The organism is Acinetobacter sp. ANC 4178 (assembly GCF_004331175.1).
GTDB lineage: Bacteria > Pseudomonadota > Gammaproteobacteria > Pseudomonadales > Moraxellaceae > Acinetobacter.
Map to the genome: position 1 here is coordinate 309,874 of NZ_SJOD01000002.1, position 18,187 is coordinate 328,060.

Below are 18,187 nucleotides of genomic sequence, written 5' to 3' on the forward strand. Positions count from 1 at the left end.
CTTGTTCTTATTCAAAGTCAGTTGTTGCTTTTAATCTTCATAGATTATGCTGCTTTTATACAATCTAATTCAGTTAAAATATAGACCATTATTTTCAATTCATGAGCACAAATACAATGTCTGCAAATGCATGGTTATCTCAAGGCACATTAGTACTTGCCAGTAATAACAAAGGTAAAATTGCTGAATTTGAGAAACTTTTTGCTGAACTTCAACTTCCAGTCAACGTTGTACCGCAAGGTCAACTCAATATTGAAGATGCCGTGGAAGACGGGCTCAGTTTTATTGAAAATGCCATTATTAAAGCCCGTCATGCCAGCCGTATTTCAGGCAAACCAGCGATTGCAGATGACTCGGGTATTTGTGTCCCAGTTTTAGATGGCGCACCTGGCATTTATTCAGCACGTTTTGCAGGTGAGCATGGCGATGATGCCGCCAACAACCAAACACTGTTAGAGAAATTAAAACCATTGCGTAAAGATGGTGAAACCATTGAAGGCATGTTTGTATGCGTATTAGCTTTGGTACAACATGCCGAAGATCCACTCCCACAAATTTTCCAAGGCATTTGGAAAGGTGAAGTATTAGAAGCAGCGCGTGGTGAAAATGGCTTTGGTTATGACCCATTATTCTGGTTACCTGAGCTGGGCATTTCTAGCGCTGAAATGAGCAAAGAAGAAAAAAATAAAATCAGCCATCGTGGTCAAGCCATGCAACTTTTTAAACACAGTTTAGAAAAGTAACTGAGACTTTCTGCTCTCTCTTTAGGGAGAGAGCAAGAGCCTTTTTACATAAACAAATGCAATAATACGCCATACAAACTGACCACAACACAACTGACAATTGTCCCCGAAGCGATATATTTTGCTGACGTTCCTGTACCCTGATAATGTGTTTCCAAAGCCACAATATTGGCCGCAGGTGGCAAACAAAATAATAAGAACATGACCCCAATCGATTGTTCAATATGGGGTATGGGCAAAAAGTGATACGCCAACCCACATAACACTAAACCACAAAGTAATTTCAAGCCTGCGGTTTGCGTACTTTGCCATAAATCTGCTACATGGACTTTGGTGTGCCTGAGCCACATGCCCAACACACACATGCCTGAAAAGCTCATGCCCAACTTTGCAGCAGCATAAATCCAGTCAATGCCATGCTGTTGTAGCCAGTGCTGTATACCCAATAACCAAAACAATGCAGCCAAACTTAAAGCAACAATTGGGGGGGAATACAGGACTTTTTTAAGAATAATACTGAGTGGCTGAGGCGTATCACTCACAGCAGTTACTGCCCAGAGATTGCCAAAAATAGAACCGCCGATATATAACGCCACCATCGCAGGGCTAATTTCTGTGCCAAATAGTGCAATGGCAAAAGGAAAGCCTAACCATGCCATGTTGACATAACTAAAGCACAAAGCACTCAACTTATTCTGTGAAAAATAGAGAAAAAAATAAAACAACAGAACAGCAACACCAAAGCTAAATAACATCAAGCTAAAGCTACCTGCCTGATAAAAAACCATGTTGTAGATAATCACGATGGGAATAAAGCAACGTGCCAAAAGACTGGACAACCCCGTTTTTAACTGCGAAGCAAAAGATGCGGTTGCAAGCATTAAACCTGTTAAAAATGCCAATAACGGCAACAGCAAAGCCACATCGATATTCCTTGAAATTTCACCAAAATATCATAGCACCTATGGGACTTTTTTCCAGAAAAGACTCTGTCTTGAAATTGCAATCCTATCGTCACACCCCTGTCATGTTGAACTGTTGAGATATGGCATAAATATAAAAGAGGAAAACAAGATGGCAGGTTTATCGATTTGGCATGTGCTAATTTTTGCAATTGTCGTGATCTTATTATTTGGTACATCTAAACTGAAAAATTTAGGTAAAGATGTTGGTGGCGCCATCAAAGACTTTAAAAAGTCGGTTAAAGAAGATGACAGAACAACCTCTACACTCGATGAACCACGTACTTTAGAACATCAAAGTACCGCGGAAGTTAAATCGTCAACACGATCATAGGCCACAGGTATTCACTAAATGCTCAATATTGGAATGACTGAACTGTTGACCTTCGGCATCATTGCATTATTGGTGCTGGGGCCAGACAAACTGCCTGAAGCAGCACGCTTTGCAGGTAAATGGTACGGCAAATTTAAACGTATGATCAGCAATGTTCAAAATGACATAGATCGCGAATTACGCATGTCTGAGTTACGTGAACAAATGCAAAATGAGATGAAACGGATTCAAGAACTTGAGCTTAAAATGCAGGCTCAGATGCAAGAATTACAACAACAAAGTCATAGCGCGATCGAACAACAACAGCAAAACAGCGTTACTGAAAATAAAAATTTATTTTTGACTTATATTCCACTCACACAGCAAAAATATTCAATGCTGCATCGACATCCATTAGCTTCGGCAATCCCTTGTACGAATAAAATGGAAACTTCGGTAGTGGATACTTTCGAACAATTACCTGAATTAAAGGTGGCAGTATGACTATGCCTATAGAATCCAGTCACTTGTCCAGTTCATTACAGCAAGAACAAGCGCCACTAGAAGAAATGCCCATTACCAAACATCTGGTTGCATTAAGACAGCATTTGTTCAAAGTTGTTGGTTTATTGCTTGTGCTATTTTTTTGCCTACTGCCTTTTGCCAATCATACCTATCAGCTCATGTCCGAGCCATTGCGTGCGCAGTTACCCATTTCATCGTCCATGATTGCGACAGATGTCACTGCGACTTTTATGGCACCCTTTAAGCTAAACTTTTTTGTGGCACTGATGCTGGCCATGCCATTTATTTTTTATCAAATCTGGGCATTTATTAAACCTGCGCTGTATGAAAAAGAAAAAACGCTCGCACTGCCCTTATTGGTCGGTAGCATTGGTTTATTCTATGCAGGGATTGCGTTTGCCTACTATGTGGCTTTGCCCTCAATCTTGCATTTCTTTATGAGTGTAACGCCTGAAACGGTTGCACCCATGACCGACATCAATAGCTATCTCACCTTTTGTTTAAAACTGTTTCTGGTCTTTGGTCTAACCTTTGAAATTCCAGTGATTACTTTATTGCTGATTCTGATTGGCTTGGTATCCACACAGCAGTTGGTGGAAAAACGGCGTTTTATTGTGGTCGGATGCTTTTTTATTTCCATGTTCATCACACCACCCGATGCTTTATCCATGATTATGCTGGCAGTGCCCATGTGGATCCTGTTCGAGCTGGGTTTGTTTTTTGGCAAACTGATTGAAAAGAAAAGAAGTCTTGCATAAAGACAATCGGTTTAACTCAGCAGACTTCGGTCTGCTTTTTTTCATCAAAATGACTCCATTTTTTCACCAGATTTTCACTATTTGGTAAAAGTCTTGTCACATTAATTCCCTAAGTTAACTACGACTTTATAACTTATTGACGAATTGGGAAAAAACATGACCGAGCTGACGCCATATCATGAAGATCAAGAACTAGATAACAACACCTCTGATAATGTTCACTTCAGTGACATTTTAGAACAGCGTATGACTCGCCGCAGTCTCATTGGTAAAACGGCAAGTGGTGCTGTGGCACTTGCATTGGCATCGTCATTGACTGCGTGTAGTGATGATGATAACGATAATGCGACACCGCCAAGCAAACCCGTTGATCCTAATAAAAAACCGACCGAGCTCACCTTCTCTGTGGTGAATAAAAACTTAGATGATATTGTGACTGTACCAGAAGGCTATCAAGCGACGGTACTGTATGCTCTTGGCGATTCAATCAATCCAAGCTATGCTGATTGGGATGACAACAACATTCCTTCAGGCCCAAGCTTCCAGTTCCGTTCTGGAGATTGCCATGACGGTATGCACTATTTTGGTTTAAGTAGTAGCAGTAAATTTGATGACACGGTGTCGACGGAAGGTTTGTTGGTGATGAACCACGAATATATCAACCAAACTTTCTTACATCCTACAGGTGCCACTAAAGTCAATGGTCGTCGCCCTGAAGAAGAAGTCATTCGTGAAACCAACGCGCATGGTGTATCGGTTGTTCATATTAAAAAAGACAACGCAACGCAAAAAGTTGAGATTGTGAAAAACTCACTCTTTAACCGTCGTATTACGGCATCAACCGTCATGGATTTTGCAGGTGCCGCAGCAAATTCAGATTGGGTCAAAACCAAGTTCTCTCCAGCGGGCAAGCAAACTCGCGGTACGCACAACAACTGTGGTAATGGCTATACCCCTTGGGGCACCTACCTCACTACGGAAGAAAACTTCATTGGTTATTTTGCGCGTAGTACAATGGATGATAGCAAGCGTAGTGCAGCCGAAATTGTGGCACTGAAACGTTATGGTCTAAAAGCAGGTTCAAGCTCACGTTACGGTTGGGAAACTGCACTCGGGCAACTTGAAGCTCAAGATTTATATGACCGTTGGAATGCCAGTGTCGTAGCAGATCAAGCGACAGCAGACTATCGTAATGGACCGAATACTTTTGGTTGGATGGTCGAAATTGATCCTTTTGACCGTGGTCAAAACCCTGTAAAACGTACCTCTCTTGGTCGTTTTGCTCATGAAGACAGTGCTTGCCGTGCGGTACAAGGTGAACCTTTAGCCTTCTATATGGGCGATGACTCACGCGGTGAATACATCTATAAATTTGTTTCCGCTGCCAACTGGGACAGTAAGGATGTTAACGGTGGTTATACCGCTGGTGACAAATACATGAATAACGGGACCTTATATGTCGCTAAATTCAATAGTGATGGTTCAGGTCAGTGGTTAGAACTGAGCTATGGTAAAAATGGTTTAGATGCATCCAATAGCGTGTATCCATTTGGCTCACAAGCCGATGTCGTGACTTTTGCCCGCCTTGCAGCAGACTCAGTGGGTGCAACCAAAATGGACCGTCCTGAGTGGGCAACGGTAAACCCTGTAAATGGCGAAGTTTACGTTACCCTCACCAACAACTCTAAGCGTGGACTTGACTACCCAACAGACGCTGCAAACCCGCGTAACTACGCTGATCCAGAAGGTGGTAAAGGGAACGTCAATGGTCACATTATCCGTTTTAAAGAAACCGATAATAAAACCACAGCAACAGCCTTTACGTGGGACATCTACCTATTTGGTTCTGAAGCTGCTATGGCAGCCAACATCAACTTATCAGGTTTAAGCGACAATAATGATTTGTCTTCACCAGATGGCATGTGGTTTGACCCACGCGGTGTATTGTGGATTCAAACCGATGATGGTGCCTATACCGACGTGACCAACTGTATGATGTTAGCGGCATTGCCGGGGCAAATTGGAGATGGTGCAGCAACCACAGCCATCAATGGTCAAGCCACCATTGCGGGTGCTCAAGTGACCGATAAAACCTTACGTCGTTTCTTAGTTGGACCCAAAGAGTGCGAAATTACAGGGATTGCCATGACACCAGATTACAAGGCCATCTTCATTAATGTACAGCACCCTGGTGAAGATTCAGCTAGCTATAATGCAGCAACCAGCCATTGGCCAGCAACGCAAACGAACCCAAGCAACAGCACGGCACGTCCACGCTCTGCAACAGTTGTGATTACCCGTAAAGATGGCGGTGTCATCGCGGGTGCATAATCCAGAATAATAAAAAAATGCCGACGTGATGTCGGCATTTTTATGTTTGATTGCTTACATATAAAGGCATTTGTACTTGCACAATTTGCCCTTGCAATTCGCCCTGTTGTGACTTTTCCAGCCAGTTCCAACTGTCACTACTCATTCTCAAGAAATTAGAGCAACGCGTACCATAGGCAGGACTCTGAATAAATGTTGAAGACAATAACGCTTCCATTTCAGGGCTAATACCCGTATTTGGCAAAAGCTCAGGAATAATTTTGCGTTCATCTTCCAGAATATCCCATACCGCATATTGCAGTTCCGCTTCGGAACTTTTTCCACCTTGCAGCATCGGCAATAATTCTTGAGTGAAACGTTTGCGCAAATGTCGAGTTTTTTCCCAATGCTCTGTTATCAAACCATTGGATACCACATAAACGCCTTTGGCGAGCACTTGCGGTGCTTCACCACGATTACTCATATAAATCGCCTGTTCCCGATCCCCCAAGAACAAATTAAAACCTGCATATTCGCGTTGTTGCAGTTCTAGCTGTTTGGCAAAACGAATCGGTGCCAAATCTGATTCTAAAAAGGCTTGTACCAAATGCCCACGTGAAGTTGGATAGCTCTGCTGATCTCGTCCATCACGAAAATTGGTCACAATGGCCCAACGACCTGTTGGTGTTACGCCCATCCAAGTCCCACCCGATTGTAAATCTTTGCCTGCGATGACTGGGCTGTATGACCATGCCGATAAGGCCTGCGTCGGACGATGATAGAACTCATCTCGGTTTGAAATCAGGCATAACGGCGTTTGCTCTAAAATATGCCATGCGAGTGCCACAATACACATAACTTTCGCTCTATATCTTTACACATTGAATGTACAACATTTTTCATTGTATTCCGCTAAAATCTCTACAAAACATAATGACTAGGAACAGGAATGCTCACCTATCCAAATATCGACCCGATTGCGATCTCATTGGGTCCCTTACAAGTCCACTGGTATGGACTGATGTACTTATTGGCTTTCCTTTTTGCATGGGGACTTGCCACGTATCGTGCCAAACTCAGAACAGGCTGGACTTCAGATATGGTCTCTGATCTGATTTTTTATGGCGCGCTTGGGGTAGTGATTGGTGGTCGTGTCGGTTATGTGTTCTTTTATGGCTTTGAACAATTTCTTGCCAATCCTTTGTGGTTATTCCAAGTCTGGACTGGTGGAATGAGTTTCCACGGTGGTTTTCTTGGGGTGATGATTGCCATGTTACTTTGGTGTAAAAAGTACCAAATGACGTGGTTCCAAACCTTGGACTTTATTGCGCCATGTGTCCCAACAGGCTTAATGTTTGGTCGTATTGGTAACTTTATTGGCGGTGAACTGTATGGTCGCCCTGTCTCTGACCCTAACTTTGCTTTGGGAATGATTTTTCCGACTGACCCGCTACAACTGGTTCGCCACCCCTCTCAGCTTTACCAAGCACTCTGTGAAGGGCTAATTCTGTTTATTGTCCTATGGTGGTTCAGCTCTAAACCCCGTCCTCGTATGGCGGTATCTGCACTGTTCCTGATTGGTTATGGCATTGCGCGCTTTGTGGTCGAGTTCTTCCGCGAGCCTGACAATGGTCAGTTGTTTATTGCATGGATGAGTAAAGGTCAATTCCTAACCATTCCAATGATTCTGATTGGTTTCTGGATGATGTGGTATGCCTATCAGAAAAAAGTCTACGATTGGGGACCACTCAAAAATAACTAACGCTCTGCCCCTCCTTACTCTGGAGCACGATCCGTGCGTCGTGCTCTAGCTTATGCTAAAGTTTCAATTCTCTTGCTACCTCACCCTCTTAAAATCTATGCTCGAATTCTGGTTTAATCCCCAAATCGCTGTATTCAAAAAACTGAGCCTATTTGTGCTGATTGCCTTAGTGACTGCGGGGTTGTATTGGATGCAACCCTTAACACTCGATGCCATTTTAATGTTCATGGGAACAGGGATTGTGTTTCTAATCTGTCGCTATTGTAAAATCCATTTCGCTAGCGATAACCCTACTGGGCTACTGTATCGTTTATTCACGTGGATTCCATTGGCACTGCTTTTAGCACTGATTTTTATGCATCTTAAATCAGGGGAAATTCTAATTCCTGGTGCACAAGGGATTGGCTTTATGGCTTTGTCTATTTGTCTGTTTTCGCCCTTATCACTACTCAATCAACATCAGCAGGATTAAACCAATTGATGCTCGAATTTTGGTATTCAGAACGCTGTAGCCGTGAAATCAAATTGGTCAGTAGCATTGTGGTATGTGGCGCTATTTATTTCTGCTCCAGCATTGCTCAACTTGCACCGCTGTGGGTAGGATTCAGTCTGGCATTGGGGATTTTCATTCATGTGCTGTTTACCCAGTTTCTTAAATTAGCGCCTTCCCATCCTTATCGGAAAACACTTCGTAATGGAATTTATATGTTCCAACTGTTTGCTCTTTTAAGCTTGGCCTATGTATTGCCAGCTCAGCATAAATGGGCGCTGTGGTTACAATGCATTGGCTTTCATGCCCTTGGATTGTTCTTGGTTTCAATTTATAGCAACCGCGCCAAACGCCATGCTTAGCGTCACCATCAAAGAGTGGATCGAATATCCCTTAAATAAAAAGACCGTTTATCTGTATAAATAAACGGTCTTTTTATTTGCTCATTACAATTTGATTTAATGATCTAAGCGGTAATAGCTGTATTGCACATTGGCATTTTTATAAACGGCATAACCTGTCTGTTTAAAATCAGATACCCAACCAGAACCTGAATAACCTGCAATATGCCCATAAGTATGACCTTGAGTACGGTCAATAATATAGATATCACCTTTTTTGGGTTGGTCAAAGGATGGACTAATACGACGATAGCCTAGTCGTTCTAGCGTATTACCCCAATCCGCAGCGGCAACTGGATGGCTTTGCACATTGGCACCAGCAGACTGCAACGCAAGACGAATACTTTTGGCACATTTCTGGGTACTGGTACGACGCGTAATGCCACTGAGTTTCTGCGTAAATTTATCAATATCAATACGCTGTGCATTGCTCGAAGTATAATTACGACTACGTTCTGTGTTCATGCGTTTATTATCAGGTTTTTGTTGCGCATTGGAACGAATAATGATTTGTGTCTCGGCAGGAGCATGAACATCACTCATACCCGTATTAACATCATAAATCATCTTTAAACCTCTAACTTCTTACATCAGACACATAAATCTTCGAGCGCTGATAGTAGCCCGTGAAATTTAATTTTTCAGGCGTAAAATGTAAAAAAATATAAATATGTAAACAAAGCGTTGCTAATTGCTTATTTTTAGGGCGTTTATGCAATAGATTCTCATTATTCTTTTGATCAAAAAACAATCAATCCGTAATACCAGATGATTTTCCGTTTGCGCTACATTTTTATCGCTTCCATTTTATTTTGGGTATAATCGACCTCAGAAATTAGATTTGACTCTGGATGGATAACTACAAATCTGTAGCAACTTGTCCTCCATTTTTTGTTTGAGAATTTTATGAAAACGTATTTAGACCTACTACAACACATCCTCGATCACGGTGGTGATAAAGGCGACCGTACGGGTACAGGTACGCGCTCGGTATTTGGTCATCAAATGCGTTTTGACCTGAATCAAGGCTTCCCTTTACTGACCACCAAGAAAGTTCATTTTCGCTCGATTGTGATTGAATTATTGTGGTTCCTTAAAGGCGACACCAACGTAAAGTACCTACAAGACAATAAAGTCAGCATTTGGGATGAATGGGCAACCGCAGAACAAACCGCTCGCTTTGGTCGCCCTGAAGCTGAATTGGGTCCTGTTTATGGTCATCAATGGCGGAACTTCGGCGCAACCAAACTTGAAAATGGACTATATGCGCAAGATGGCTTTGACCAAATTGCATGGTTGATCAATGAAATTAAAACCAATCCCAATTCACGCCGCTTAATTGTATCGGGTTGGAATCCACAAGAAGCAGGACAAGTCGCATTACCACCCTGTCATACCTTGTTCCAGTTCTTTGTCCAAGATGGCAAATTGTCTTGTCAGTTATATCAACGTAGTGCCGATGTGTTCTTAGGTGTACCTTTTAACATTGCCAGCTATGCCTTACTGACGCATATGGTGGCGCAAGTGTGTGGTTTAGGTGTGGGTGATTTTGTCTGGACTGGTGGTGATACACATCTCTATGCCAACCATTTTGAACAAGCCAAACTACAATTGAGCCGTGAACCTTTAGCGCTGTGTCAATTGAAACTAAACCCTGAGATTCAAGATATCTTCGATTTTAAATTTGAAGATATTGAAATTGTCGGTTATGAGTCGCACCCAGGCATTAAAGCCCCTGTAGCCGTTTAAGCTTCAGGACAGATGCTTGCTGCACAGAGAGCATCTTTTTTCCAAATATTTCCACAGGTTAGTGATTAATGACATTCCAGAATTTAGAAGTTGTGCATGTCGTGGCAATGGATCAGCAACGCTGTATCGGCAAAGCCAATGATTTACCTTGGCATATTCCTGCCGACCTTAAACACTTTAAAGCCATCACTCAAGGTGGTGTGGTGGTCATGGGGCGTAAAACCTTAGAGTCTATGGGACGCACCTTGCCTAAACGTGTTAATTGGGTCATTACCCGTGATCCAAACTGGTCTTTTGAAGGCACAAAGATAGCCTATAGCATTGAGGAAGCACTCACACACGCGGTAGCAGATGTACAAGCTTCAGAAAAGCCTGAAAGCATCTTTATTATTGGCGGTGGTGAAATTTTTAAACAAACCATGAACATTGCAGACCGTCTGGAATTGACCCACGTTGAACTTGATGTACAAGGTGATGCGTATTATCCTGAAATTCCAGCTGAATTTAAAAAAGTAAGCTCGGAAAAACAACAAGATGAAAACACTGGGATTATCTTTGAGTTTGCAACCTATACCAAATAACCCTTCACAATGAGTGGCTGAGCATGCAGCAAAAAGGATCAAGTACATTGTTGTTGAAAACGCTACAATGGTTGATTCACTGTATTTTCAGCCTGTTTGTACTCCTGTCCTCCATTTGGCTGTGCCTCGCGCTCTGGATTCAGCAGCCTATTCATCTTGTTGTGACCTATGGCTTAATTTTAGCGTGGACTTGCTTTTCTCTGAGCATATTAGGTATTTATTTCAGTCAGCATCTCATCAGTCGTAATAAAGATATTTTGCTGTATATGTTTGGCTTTCTGTTGGCATTGGGTTGGTACTTTGGCTTAGAAGCTCGTCAAGACCGCGACTGGAATCCTGAAGTCTCTCGTCTGCTGAGTTATCAAATTAACGGGCATCAAGTCACTTTACACAATGTTCGAGACTTTCACTGGCATGCCGATGGCAGTTATAGCGCTGCATGGCAAACGCGAGTTTTAGATTTAAATCAAATTACGGGGGTAAACATTATTACCTCGTACTGGACAGGCCCGCAGATTGCCCACACTTTGGTCAGTTTTGATTTTGCCGATACCGCCCCGCTTACATTTTCCATCGAAATTCGCAAAGAAAAAGGCGAAGAATTTTCCGCAATTGGTGGTTTTTTCCGTAAGTATGAACTGAATTTAGTCGCGGCCAATGAAACTGACATCCTCTACACCCGTAGCAATATTCGGCATGAGCAGGTCTATTTTTTCCCCACCAAAATGTCCAAAGCGCAAAGCCAAGCTCTATTTCTTGAATACCTCAACAAAGCCAGCGAATTGGCACAACATCCCAAATGGTATAATACCCTCAGCAGTAACTGCACCACGTTGGTATTTGACATGATTCAAGCTGTCACACAAAAACCGCTGCCTGTAGATTACCGCCTGTTGGCTTCAGGTTATTTACCCAATTATCTCTACGATTTAAATGCGATTTCACACAGTTACAGTATGCATGAATGGTATCGTCAGGCACATGTCAATCCCAAGGTACAGTCTTTAACTTCAATCCAAGACTATTCTCATACCATTCGCCTAGGCTTACCAAGCCATTAATTTTTCACTACGCACTCAAATACGCCAGAATAAATACGATAATCAACTGGAAATTTGAACATAGTTTGTTTATAAATTAAAAATAAAGTTAAAAAAACTGGAAATACAACATGTTAAAAAAAACTTTAAGTGTTGCTCTACTCGGGTCTGCATTGCTTTTTGCAGGCTGTCAATCCACACCAAGCTCCTCTGCTGCTGAGGTGAATAGTTTACAAATGCTTCAAAACCGCACATGGATTGCGACTCAAATTGGCGCTAAAAGCATTAAAACCAATCCAACTGCTCACAATATTCCAGCACTCCAGTTCGATCAAGCGACTCAACGTGTTTCAGGTGCAGATGGTTGTAACCGTCTGATGGGCACCTATCAAGCAACAGGCGACACCCTCGTATTTTCACAAATGGCTTCGACCAAAATGGCGTGTATTGATAACACCCTTCCAAATCAATTCAACATGGCACTTGCCAATGTGACCAATTATCAAGTGTATAACAACACGCTCAAATTACTGGATCGTAATGGCAATCTATTAATTGAATTTACCAGAGCAAAACAACCGCGTTAGTTTTATGATAAGGGTCTGTATTACAGACCTTTTTCATTTTTACAACCAAAATTACATCTGCGTGCCACAAAGTTCACTTATCGTAGTCATTCAGATTAAGAAGAGGAAAATTTCATGCAACAAGCATTATTGGGTGGCGGCTGCTTTTGGTGTGTCGAAGCAGTATTTCTTCAATTAAAAGGCGTGACTCGAGTGGTCAGTGGTTATGCAGGTGGTACAACTGAAAATCCGAACTATGAAGACATCTGCCGAGGAGATACGCAGCATGCAGAAGTCATTCTAATCGACTTTGATGAAAGCCAAATTCAATACGCACAATTGCTTGAAGTATTTTTTGCAACGCATGACCCAACGACGTTAAACCGCCAAGGCAATGATATTGGTACACAATATCGCTCAGTGATTTATTATTACAATCCAGAACAGCAGCAAGCAGCTGAACAGATCATTCAAGAATTAAAAGCCCAAGGCATCAACATTGTCACAGAAGTGACCCCTGCACCACAGTTTTACCCAGCCGAAGAATATCATCAAAATTACTTTGCTCGGAATCCGACCCAAGGTTACTGTAATTTTGCCATTCCACCCAAACTTTTAAAACTCCACAGCAAGTTCCAATCACTCCTGAAAACGGAATAAATCAGCAATAAAAAAGCGACCACTATGGTCGCTTTTTTGCATCATCAATGCTTAATTTTCACTAACAAAAGCAATATCACTGAGTCCGGCTTCACTCGCACGTGACATCACTTGTGCAACAGTATCATAACGTGATTCTTTATCTGCACGTAACTGTACAGTTGGCTTCTGTGCGGCGTGACCAGCCTCATTAAAACGAGTCTGCAACTCATCTAAACTAATGATTTGATCATTCCACGCCACTTCACCATTCGCATTAATACTGACTGTAATTGCTTCAGGTGGTGGATCAACAATATCCGCAGTGGTTTTTGGCAAGGTTAATGGAATTGATGGGTTGGCAACGGTCGCAGTCACCAAAAAGATGATCATCAATACCAACATAATATCGATGAGCGGAATGAGATTCATCTCATTCATGCCCGAATCGTTGTCTTCACCCAATTGAAAAGCCATTAAGCTTGACCTCCAACTAAACCTTGTTGTGTCGCTTTCACTTCAACTTTTTGTGTTGTTGTTTCTTGCTGTAACATGGTGTCAATCAATAAGCTGTGCGCTTGATCTTGCAGTTCATTTGACAAAGTACGGTTGGCACGTACACAAATGTTGTACGCCAATACCGCAGGAATCGCAACAGCCAAACCTAAACCCGTCATGATCAGTGCTTCGCCTACAGGAGTTGCTACTTGTGCTAAACCGGCTTGACCACTTTTACCTACAGCAACCAGCGCGTGAAAAATACCCCAAACCGTACCAAATAGACCCACAAAAGGGCCAATTGAAGCAATGGTCCCTAAAACAGAAATCCCTTTTTCAGCATTGGCTTTTTCTACAGAAATTTGACGCAATAGCGCTTGTTCTGCAACAGCTTTACGCTGTTCAAAACTTAAAGGTGCCAATTTTGCTTTCAGCTTGGTTAATGCTGCTGCAAGTTGAGCATGTGCTTGTTGTTTAAGTTGACGTGTGCCCATCAGACGTAAAATAAAAATCGTCCATGTTGCGATAGACATTGCCAATAATACGAAATACAGAGTTTTACTCACCGCATCCGCATGTTGCCAATAAACTGAAAAGTTCATACTCGAACTCCTGAAATAGTTAGCCGTTAGGATTCAATGTCAATTCAAATGGTTGCTCTGCTCGAATAGGGTAAGCAACGCCATTTTCCTTGTACGGTTTGAATTTTGCACTACGCACTGCGCGTAAAATCTTTTCATCTAAAGCTGGAACACCTGTCGACTTGGTCACACGTGCACTGGTAATCTTACCTTTGTCATCTGCTTCAATCAGAATCACGATGCTGCGTGTTTCACCCTTCAAGTCACTATTGCTATAACTTGGCTTTGGTGAACGACTCCATTGCACACCCGATCCACCAATTGAAACACTTTTGGTAGTTGGTGTTGGCGCAGCTTTCTCCACCACAGGCTGAGCTACAGGTGCAGGTTTACTGACCACTTTGGTTTCGACCACTGGCGTACTGATGACAGCAGGTTTCTGTGGTTGCTCCGTAGGCTTGGTGACAGGTTTGACGGTTTCTGCTTTTTTAACTTGTTGAACTTTTTCCACCTTTTTCGGAGGTTGTGGCTGAGGTTTTTCCACCACTTTAACCTCTTTTACTTCCTTTGGCTTAGGCTGCTCTTTTTTCGGTTCAGCTTTCGGCTTTGGCGGTAAAGGTTTTGGTTGTTCTTGAATTTTGACAAATCGTACTTTTAATGGCTCTTTTTCCACTTTAGGAAGTTCAGGCGCTTTCATTTGGCTAACCGCCCACAATACCCCAACATGCCCAATGGCAACTGCAATTAAGGCTGAGATGATTTTCTTTTTCATCGGATTAGGAGCTTGCATAGGGGGAGTAGAAATTTGACTCATTAGAATCTATGACCTAAAAGAAGCGACTGCTCACGACAGTTTAATCGTGGATTTAACAATCAAGCTCATCGGTTAGTACAATTAAAGTATCGCAATAATAAATGAGAAGTGTTTTCATTTGCAACTATTAATTTCACTGTTTTGATGAGTTTTTTGAATCAAAATAAAAAAAAGACCTGTCAAAAACAGGTCTCTTTTTACGTGGGCTAAAAATAGTTATTGGAAAACAACTGTTTTATTACCATCAACAATAATACGGTCTTCTAAATGCCATTTTACTGCACGTGCCAAAACATTACGCTCAACGTCTTGACCCAATTCACGTAATTGCTCAACGGTAAAGTCATGGTTCACACGCTCAACATCCTGCTCAATAATTGGACCTTGGTCTAAATCAGCAGTGACATAGTGAGCCGTAGCCCCAATCAGCTTCACACCTTTCTCATGTGCTTGCTTGTATGGATTTGCACCGACAAAAGCAGGTAAGAAAGAATGGTGAATATTGATGATTTTCATTTCCCAGTGCTTCACAAATTCTTCATCCAGAATTTGCATATAACGCGCTAAAACAAGTAAATCATTGCCTTGCATCAATTCATCAATCTTTGCGTAGGCTTCACGTTTGTTTTCTTTAGTTACTGGAACCACTTCAAACGGAATACCGAAGTTTTCTACCGCTTCACGTAAATCAGGATGATTCGAAACAACCTTCGTGATTTCACATGGTAAACCACCACGCGCATGACGCCATAACAGTTCAAGTAAAGCATGGTCGACTTTAGAGACTAAAATACCCACTTTTTTCACATCGCTCACCAAGGTCAAACGCCATTGCATGGTGTAGCGCTCTGCAACGTTTACCGCAAAAGTTTGGATCAAGCTTTCTTTGCGTGTTTGCAAATGGTCTAATTCAAACTCAACACGCATGAAATAACGCCCGCCCGAAGCTTCCGTTGCGTACTGATCAAGTGCGGTAATATTTGCTCCCTGATGATACAAAAAGCTCGATACAGCCTGCACGATCCCTGGCTTATCTTCACAAGTAATCAGTAAGCGCGCCGTGTTAGCAGTTGTCATGTTCATGTTGGTTCTTGTTACACCTAATTTCAATAAGCCGAGTATTCTAGCGCGTTTTACACGCTGACTAAATAGCTGCTTTCAGCTTCAATTGTTTTTCGCAAGCGAGAGGCTGGCAAATAATTCCGAAGAACCAAAACTTTCCAGTAATCGTTCATACGTTTCACGGCTTTCACCACGCAAATAAGCCCCCTCAAGGAACACCATTTGACGGAGTGCTTGCCAGACCCATTTTTCTTCCAAATGGTTAGAATCACTGATGTGTCCCGACATATATAAGAAGTTGGTCCAGTTGGTCAGCACAATCCATAAATTAATGACCAAGGCTTCAATTTCTGAAGGTGTCATTTGCATTAAACCTGCATCCACAAAGGCTTGATAAATTTTCTGACCTTGTTGCATGACCTGCCCAGCAAAACGCGGGTACATTTTGCGAAAATCTTCATTATTTTCAACCAAGTGATAAACATCACGGTGCAAAAAGCGATAAGCCCACAACTGGTTACTTAAGACTTGGAAATAACTAATTTTGTCATTTACGTCCAAAGCCCGATCATCAGGTAACGCGAGCATTTCTAGTGTTTCTTTCTGGTACTGCTCCATCAATTCTTTAATAATTTCGTTTTTATTGCGAAAGTGGTAATACAAATTGCCTGGGCTCATGCCCAATTCAGCCGCAATATGATTGGTCGTGACCGAGCGTTCACCACGTTCATTAAACAACTGCAAACTTAATTGCAAAATGCGTTCTTTGGTTTTCACCGTTTTGGAGTGAGACATCCTAAAGTAACCATATATTCAATGGGTTAGAAAACTAACACAGTAAGTGACTTGACTATTTAGAGCATTTGCTCTAAAAAATTAATTATCCGCTTTAATGTAACTGGTAGTGCGTCATGAACAGTCAAACAAAAACAACAGCAATGACACCACATGCTTTTGATCTTCAATACTTACACGACGTACTTGAACAACAAAAGCATGCTTACCAACGTTATCCTTTACCAACAGCAAAGGAACGTATTGATCGTTTAGCACGGCTTAAGCGTATCTTGGTTAAGTACCAAGATCAATTCGCTGAAGCAATCAACCTCGATTATGGTAACCGTTCTATTGCTGAAACCAAAATCGGTGAATTACTCACTTGCCTCGAGCAGATTAAATATTATAGCAAGCATTTAGCAAAATGGATGAAGCCCTCTAAGCGACACGTCGGAATCATCCATCAACCTGCCAAAGCTTGGGTGCAATATCAACCTTTAGGCATCATCGGGATTATTGCGCCTTGGAACTATCCTTTATTGCTCTCGGTTGGCCCACTGATTTGTGCTTTGGCTGCTGGCAACCATGCCATGATTAAAGTTTCAAGCTCATCCTCTAATTTTGGTCGTGTGCTTGAACTGGCGTTATCTGAAATTTTCCCACAAGAGTTGGTGGCGGTCATAAATGGTGGTGGCAGTATTTCAGATGCCTTTAGCCATTTGGCTTTTGACAAAATTATATTTACAGGCTCAACCAATGTTGGCAAAACCGTGATGGCGGCAGCATCGGAAAATTTAGTTCCTGTGATTCTTGAATTGGGTGGTAAATCCCCAGTCTTGGTGCACCCTTCTATTGATTTAGAGGATGTCGCACAGCGCGTTGCCGTCGGTAAATTGTGGAATGCAGGTCAAACCTGTGTGGCACCAGATTTTATGTTCTTGCCAAAGGGCAAAACCCAAGAGTTTATTGAAAAGTTTCAAGCTTGCGTTTTAGAGATGTATCCGAATTTTAAAGAGAATCTGGATTACACTTCTATTATTAATGACAAACAATACCGACGCATTCAAGGCTATCTGGAAGATGCTCAAGCGCATGGTGCACAAATTATTGCCATTAACCCACTGCACGAAGACCTACACGAGGTGCGTAAAATTGCCCCAACAATCGTCGCAGGCGTCACACCAGACATGCAGATTATGCAGAATGAAATCTTTGGCCCGCTTTTACCGATCATGGAATATGATCAAATAGATGATGTAATCGACTTTATTAATAGCCGTCCACGTCCACTTGCTTTATACTACTTCGACTTTGATCAGGCGCGTGCGAATTATGTCGCACAGCGTACCCATTCAGGGCATTTTGGACAAAACACGGTATTAACCCATGTTGCACAAGACGATTTACCATTTGGTGGCGTTGGTGCATCAGGAATGGGCAAGTATCATGGTCCAGAAGGTTTCTTCAGTTTGTCGCATGAACGGTCTATGATGTCGAATCCAAAGCTATATAGCTTTAAATACATCCTCCCACCGTTTAATAAGCCGATTCACAAATTGATTTTGAAAACTCTTCTTCGCTAAGTGATCAAGGCATGATCTATCGCGTTGGATCAT

The 18,187-nt window shown here is 42.1% G+C and carries 22 protein-coding genes; 14 read left to right on the forward strand and 8 right to left on the reverse strand.

Going from position 1 to position 18,187, the window contains the following annotated elements; translation table 11 throughout:
- Positions 1 to 116: 116 nt before the first annotated feature.
- The gene (rdgB, locus tag E0H87_RS05720; RefSeq protein WP_131322721.1) at positions 117 to 743 is read left to right on the forward strand and encodes an RdgB/HAM1 family non-canonical purine NTP pyrophosphatase; all 627 of its coding nucleotides are present in this window, start codon (positions 117 to 119) and stop codon (positions 741 to 743) included.
- Between the two features lie 44 nt (positions 744 to 787).
- On the opposite strand, the gene E0H87_RS05725 is transcribed toward rdgB, so the two are convergent.
- Complete coding sequence (locus E0H87_RS05725; protein WP_131322722.1) at positions 788 to 1,666, reverse strand: permease; 879 nt, start codon at positions 1,664 to 1,666, stop codon at positions 788 to 790.
- Between the two features lie 151 nt (positions 1,667 to 1,817).
- Here E0H87_RS05725 and E0H87_RS05730 point away from each other — a divergent pair, with 151 nt between their 5' ends.
- From E0H87_RS05730 to E0H87_RS05745, 4 genes are all read left to right on the forward strand, one after another.
- The gene (locus tag E0H87_RS05730; RefSeq protein WP_131322723.1) at positions 1,818 to 2,039 is read left to right on the forward strand and encodes a Sec-independent protein translocase subunit TatA; all 222 of its coding nucleotides are present in this window, start codon (positions 1,818 to 1,820) and stop codon (positions 2,037 to 2,039) included.
- An 18-nt stretch (positions 2,040 to 2,057) separates the two neighbouring features.
- Positions 2,058 to 2,522, forward strand: a complete 465-nt coding sequence (gene tatB, locus E0H87_RS05735; RefSeq protein WP_131322724.1) for a Sec-independent protein translocase protein TatB — start codon at positions 2,058 to 2,060, stop codon at positions 2,520 to 2,522.
- 2 nt (positions 2,523 to 2,524) lie between these two features.
- Positions 2,525 to 3,301, forward strand: coding sequence for a twin-arginine translocase subunit TatC (tatC, locus tag E0H87_RS05740; protein ID WP_413773112.1), 777 nt, complete (start codon positions 2,525 to 2,527; stop codon positions 3,299 to 3,301).
- A gap of 156 nt (positions 3,302 to 3,457) precedes the next feature.
- Positions 3,458 to 5,632, forward strand: coding sequence for a PhoX family protein (locus tag E0H87_RS05745; RefSeq protein WP_131322726.1), 2,175 nt, complete (start codon positions 3,458 to 3,460; stop codon positions 5,630 to 5,632).
- 40 nt (positions 5,633 to 5,672) lie between these two features.
- Here the strand turns inward: E0H87_RS05745 and E0H87_RS05750 are convergent, their stop codons facing one another.
- Complete coding sequence (locus tag E0H87_RS05750) at positions 5,673 to 6,467, reverse strand: NRDE family protein (protein WP_131322727.1); 795 nt, start codon at positions 6,465 to 6,467, stop codon at positions 5,673 to 5,675.
- A 93-nt stretch (positions 6,468 to 6,560) separates the two neighbouring features.
- Here E0H87_RS05750 and lgt point away from each other — a divergent pair, with 93 nt between their 5' ends.
- The 3 genes from lgt (at position 6,561) to E0H87_RS05765 (ending at position 8,225) form a co-directional block, all read left to right on the forward strand.
- Positions 6,561 to 7,373: a prolipoprotein diacylglyceryl transferase gene (gene lgt / locus E0H87_RS05755; RefSeq protein WP_016168246.1), complete on the forward strand. Its 813-nt coding sequence runs from the start codon at positions 6,561 to 6,563 to the stop codon at positions 7,371 to 7,373.
- A 97-nt stretch (positions 7,374 to 7,470) separates the two neighbouring features.
- Positions 7,471 to 7,845: a hypothetical protein gene (locus E0H87_RS05760; RefSeq protein ID WP_131322945.1), complete on the forward strand. Its 375-nt coding sequence runs from the start codon at positions 7,471 to 7,473 to the stop codon at positions 7,843 to 7,845.
- 8 nt (positions 7,846 to 7,853) lie between these two features.
- Positions 7,854 to 8,225 (forward strand): hypothetical protein, encoded by a 372-nt coding sequence (locus E0H87_RS05765; RefSeq protein WP_131322728.1) that lies wholly within the window; start codon positions 7,854 to 7,856, stop codon positions 8,223 to 8,225.
- 96 nt (positions 8,226 to 8,321) lie between these two features.
- Here the strand turns inward: E0H87_RS05765 and E0H87_RS05770 are convergent, their stop codons facing one another.
- Positions 8,322 to 8,831, reverse strand: a complete 510-nt coding sequence (locus tag E0H87_RS05770) for a CHAP domain-containing protein (RefSeq protein WP_131263969.1) — start codon at positions 8,829 to 8,831, stop codon at positions 8,322 to 8,324.
- 339 nt (positions 8,832 to 9,170) lie between these two features.
- Between E0H87_RS05770 and thyA the strand changes: the two genes are divergently transcribed.
- The 5 genes from thyA to msrA all read left to right on the forward strand — a co-directional run bounded on the left by thyA (position 9,171) and on the right by msrA (position 12,860).
- On the forward strand, positions 9,171 to 10,013 hold the full coding sequence (gene thyA / locus E0H87_RS05775; protein ID WP_131322729.1) for a thymidylate synthase: 843 nt from the start codon (positions 9,171 to 9,173) through the stop codon (positions 10,011 to 10,013).
- A gap of 68 nt (positions 10,014 to 10,081) precedes the next feature.
- A complete protein-coding gene (locus E0H87_RS05780) occupies positions 10,082 to 10,594 on the forward strand; it encodes a dihydrofolate reductase (protein ID WP_131322730.1) in 513 nt (170 codons plus the stop codon).
- A 23-nt stretch (positions 10,595 to 10,617) separates the two neighbouring features.
- Positions 10,618 to 11,655 carry a DUF4105 domain-containing protein gene (locus E0H87_RS05785; RefSeq protein ID WP_131322731.1) on the forward strand — a complete coding sequence of 346 codons (1,038 nt, stop codon included), beginning with the start codon at positions 10,618 to 10,620 and terminating at the stop codon, positions 11,653 to 11,655.
- 110 nt (positions 11,656 to 11,765) lie between these two features.
- Positions 11,766 to 12,221 carry an META domain-containing protein gene (locus E0H87_RS05790; protein WP_131322732.1) on the forward strand — a complete coding sequence of 152 codons (456 nt, stop codon included), beginning with the start codon at positions 11,766 to 11,768 and terminating at the stop codon, positions 12,219 to 12,221.
- 114 nt (positions 12,222 to 12,335) lie between these two features.
- A complete protein-coding gene (msrA, locus tag E0H87_RS05795) occupies positions 12,336 to 12,860 on the forward strand; it encodes a peptide-methionine (S)-S-oxide reductase MsrA (protein WP_131322733.1) in 525 nt (174 codons plus the stop codon).
- Between the two features lie 51 nt (positions 12,861 to 12,911).
- On the opposite strand, the gene E0H87_RS05800 is transcribed toward msrA, so the two are convergent.
- The 5 genes from E0H87_RS05800 to E0H87_RS05820 all read right to left on the reverse strand — a co-directional run bounded on the left by E0H87_RS05800 (position 12,912) and on the right by E0H87_RS05820 (position 16,589).
- Positions 12,912 to 13,316 carry an ExbD/TolR family protein gene (locus E0H87_RS05800; protein WP_131322734.1) on the reverse strand — a complete coding sequence of 135 codons (405 nt, stop codon included), beginning with the start codon at positions 13,314 to 13,316 and terminating at the stop codon, positions 12,912 to 12,914.
- Positions 13,316 to 13,939, reverse strand: coding sequence for a MotA/TolQ/ExbB proton channel family protein (locus E0H87_RS05805; protein ID WP_131263976.1), 624 nt, complete (start codon positions 13,937 to 13,939; stop codon positions 13,316 to 13,318). The genes E0H87_RS05800 and E0H87_RS05805 overlap by 1 nt, the downstream gene beginning before the upstream one ends.
- Before the next feature lie 19 nt (positions 13,940 to 13,958).
- Positions 13,959 to 14,732 (reverse strand): energy transducer TonB, encoded by a 774-nt coding sequence (locus tag E0H87_RS05810; RefSeq protein WP_131322735.1) that lies wholly within the window; start codon positions 14,730 to 14,732, stop codon positions 13,959 to 13,961.
- A gap of 216 nt (positions 14,733 to 14,948) precedes the next feature.
- A complete protein-coding gene (purU, locus tag E0H87_RS05815; protein WP_131322736.1) occupies positions 14,949 to 15,815 on the reverse strand; it encodes a formyltetrahydrofolate deformylase in 867 nt (288 codons plus the stop codon).
- Between the two features lie 81 nt (positions 15,816 to 15,896).
- Positions 15,897 to 16,589 (reverse strand): TetR/AcrR family transcriptional regulator, encoded by a 693-nt coding sequence (locus tag E0H87_RS05820; RefSeq protein ID WP_131322737.1) that lies wholly within the window; start codon positions 16,587 to 16,589, stop codon positions 15,897 to 15,899.
- Between the two features lie 116 nt (positions 16,590 to 16,705).
- Here E0H87_RS05820 and E0H87_RS05825 point away from each other — a divergent pair, with 116 nt between their 5' ends.
- The gene (locus E0H87_RS05825) at positions 16,706 to 18,154 is read left to right on the forward strand and encodes a coniferyl aldehyde dehydrogenase (protein ID WP_131322738.1); all 1,449 of its coding nucleotides are present in this window, start codon (positions 16,706 to 16,708) and stop codon (positions 18,152 to 18,154) included.
- Positions 18,155 to 18,187: the final 33 nt, after the last annotated feature.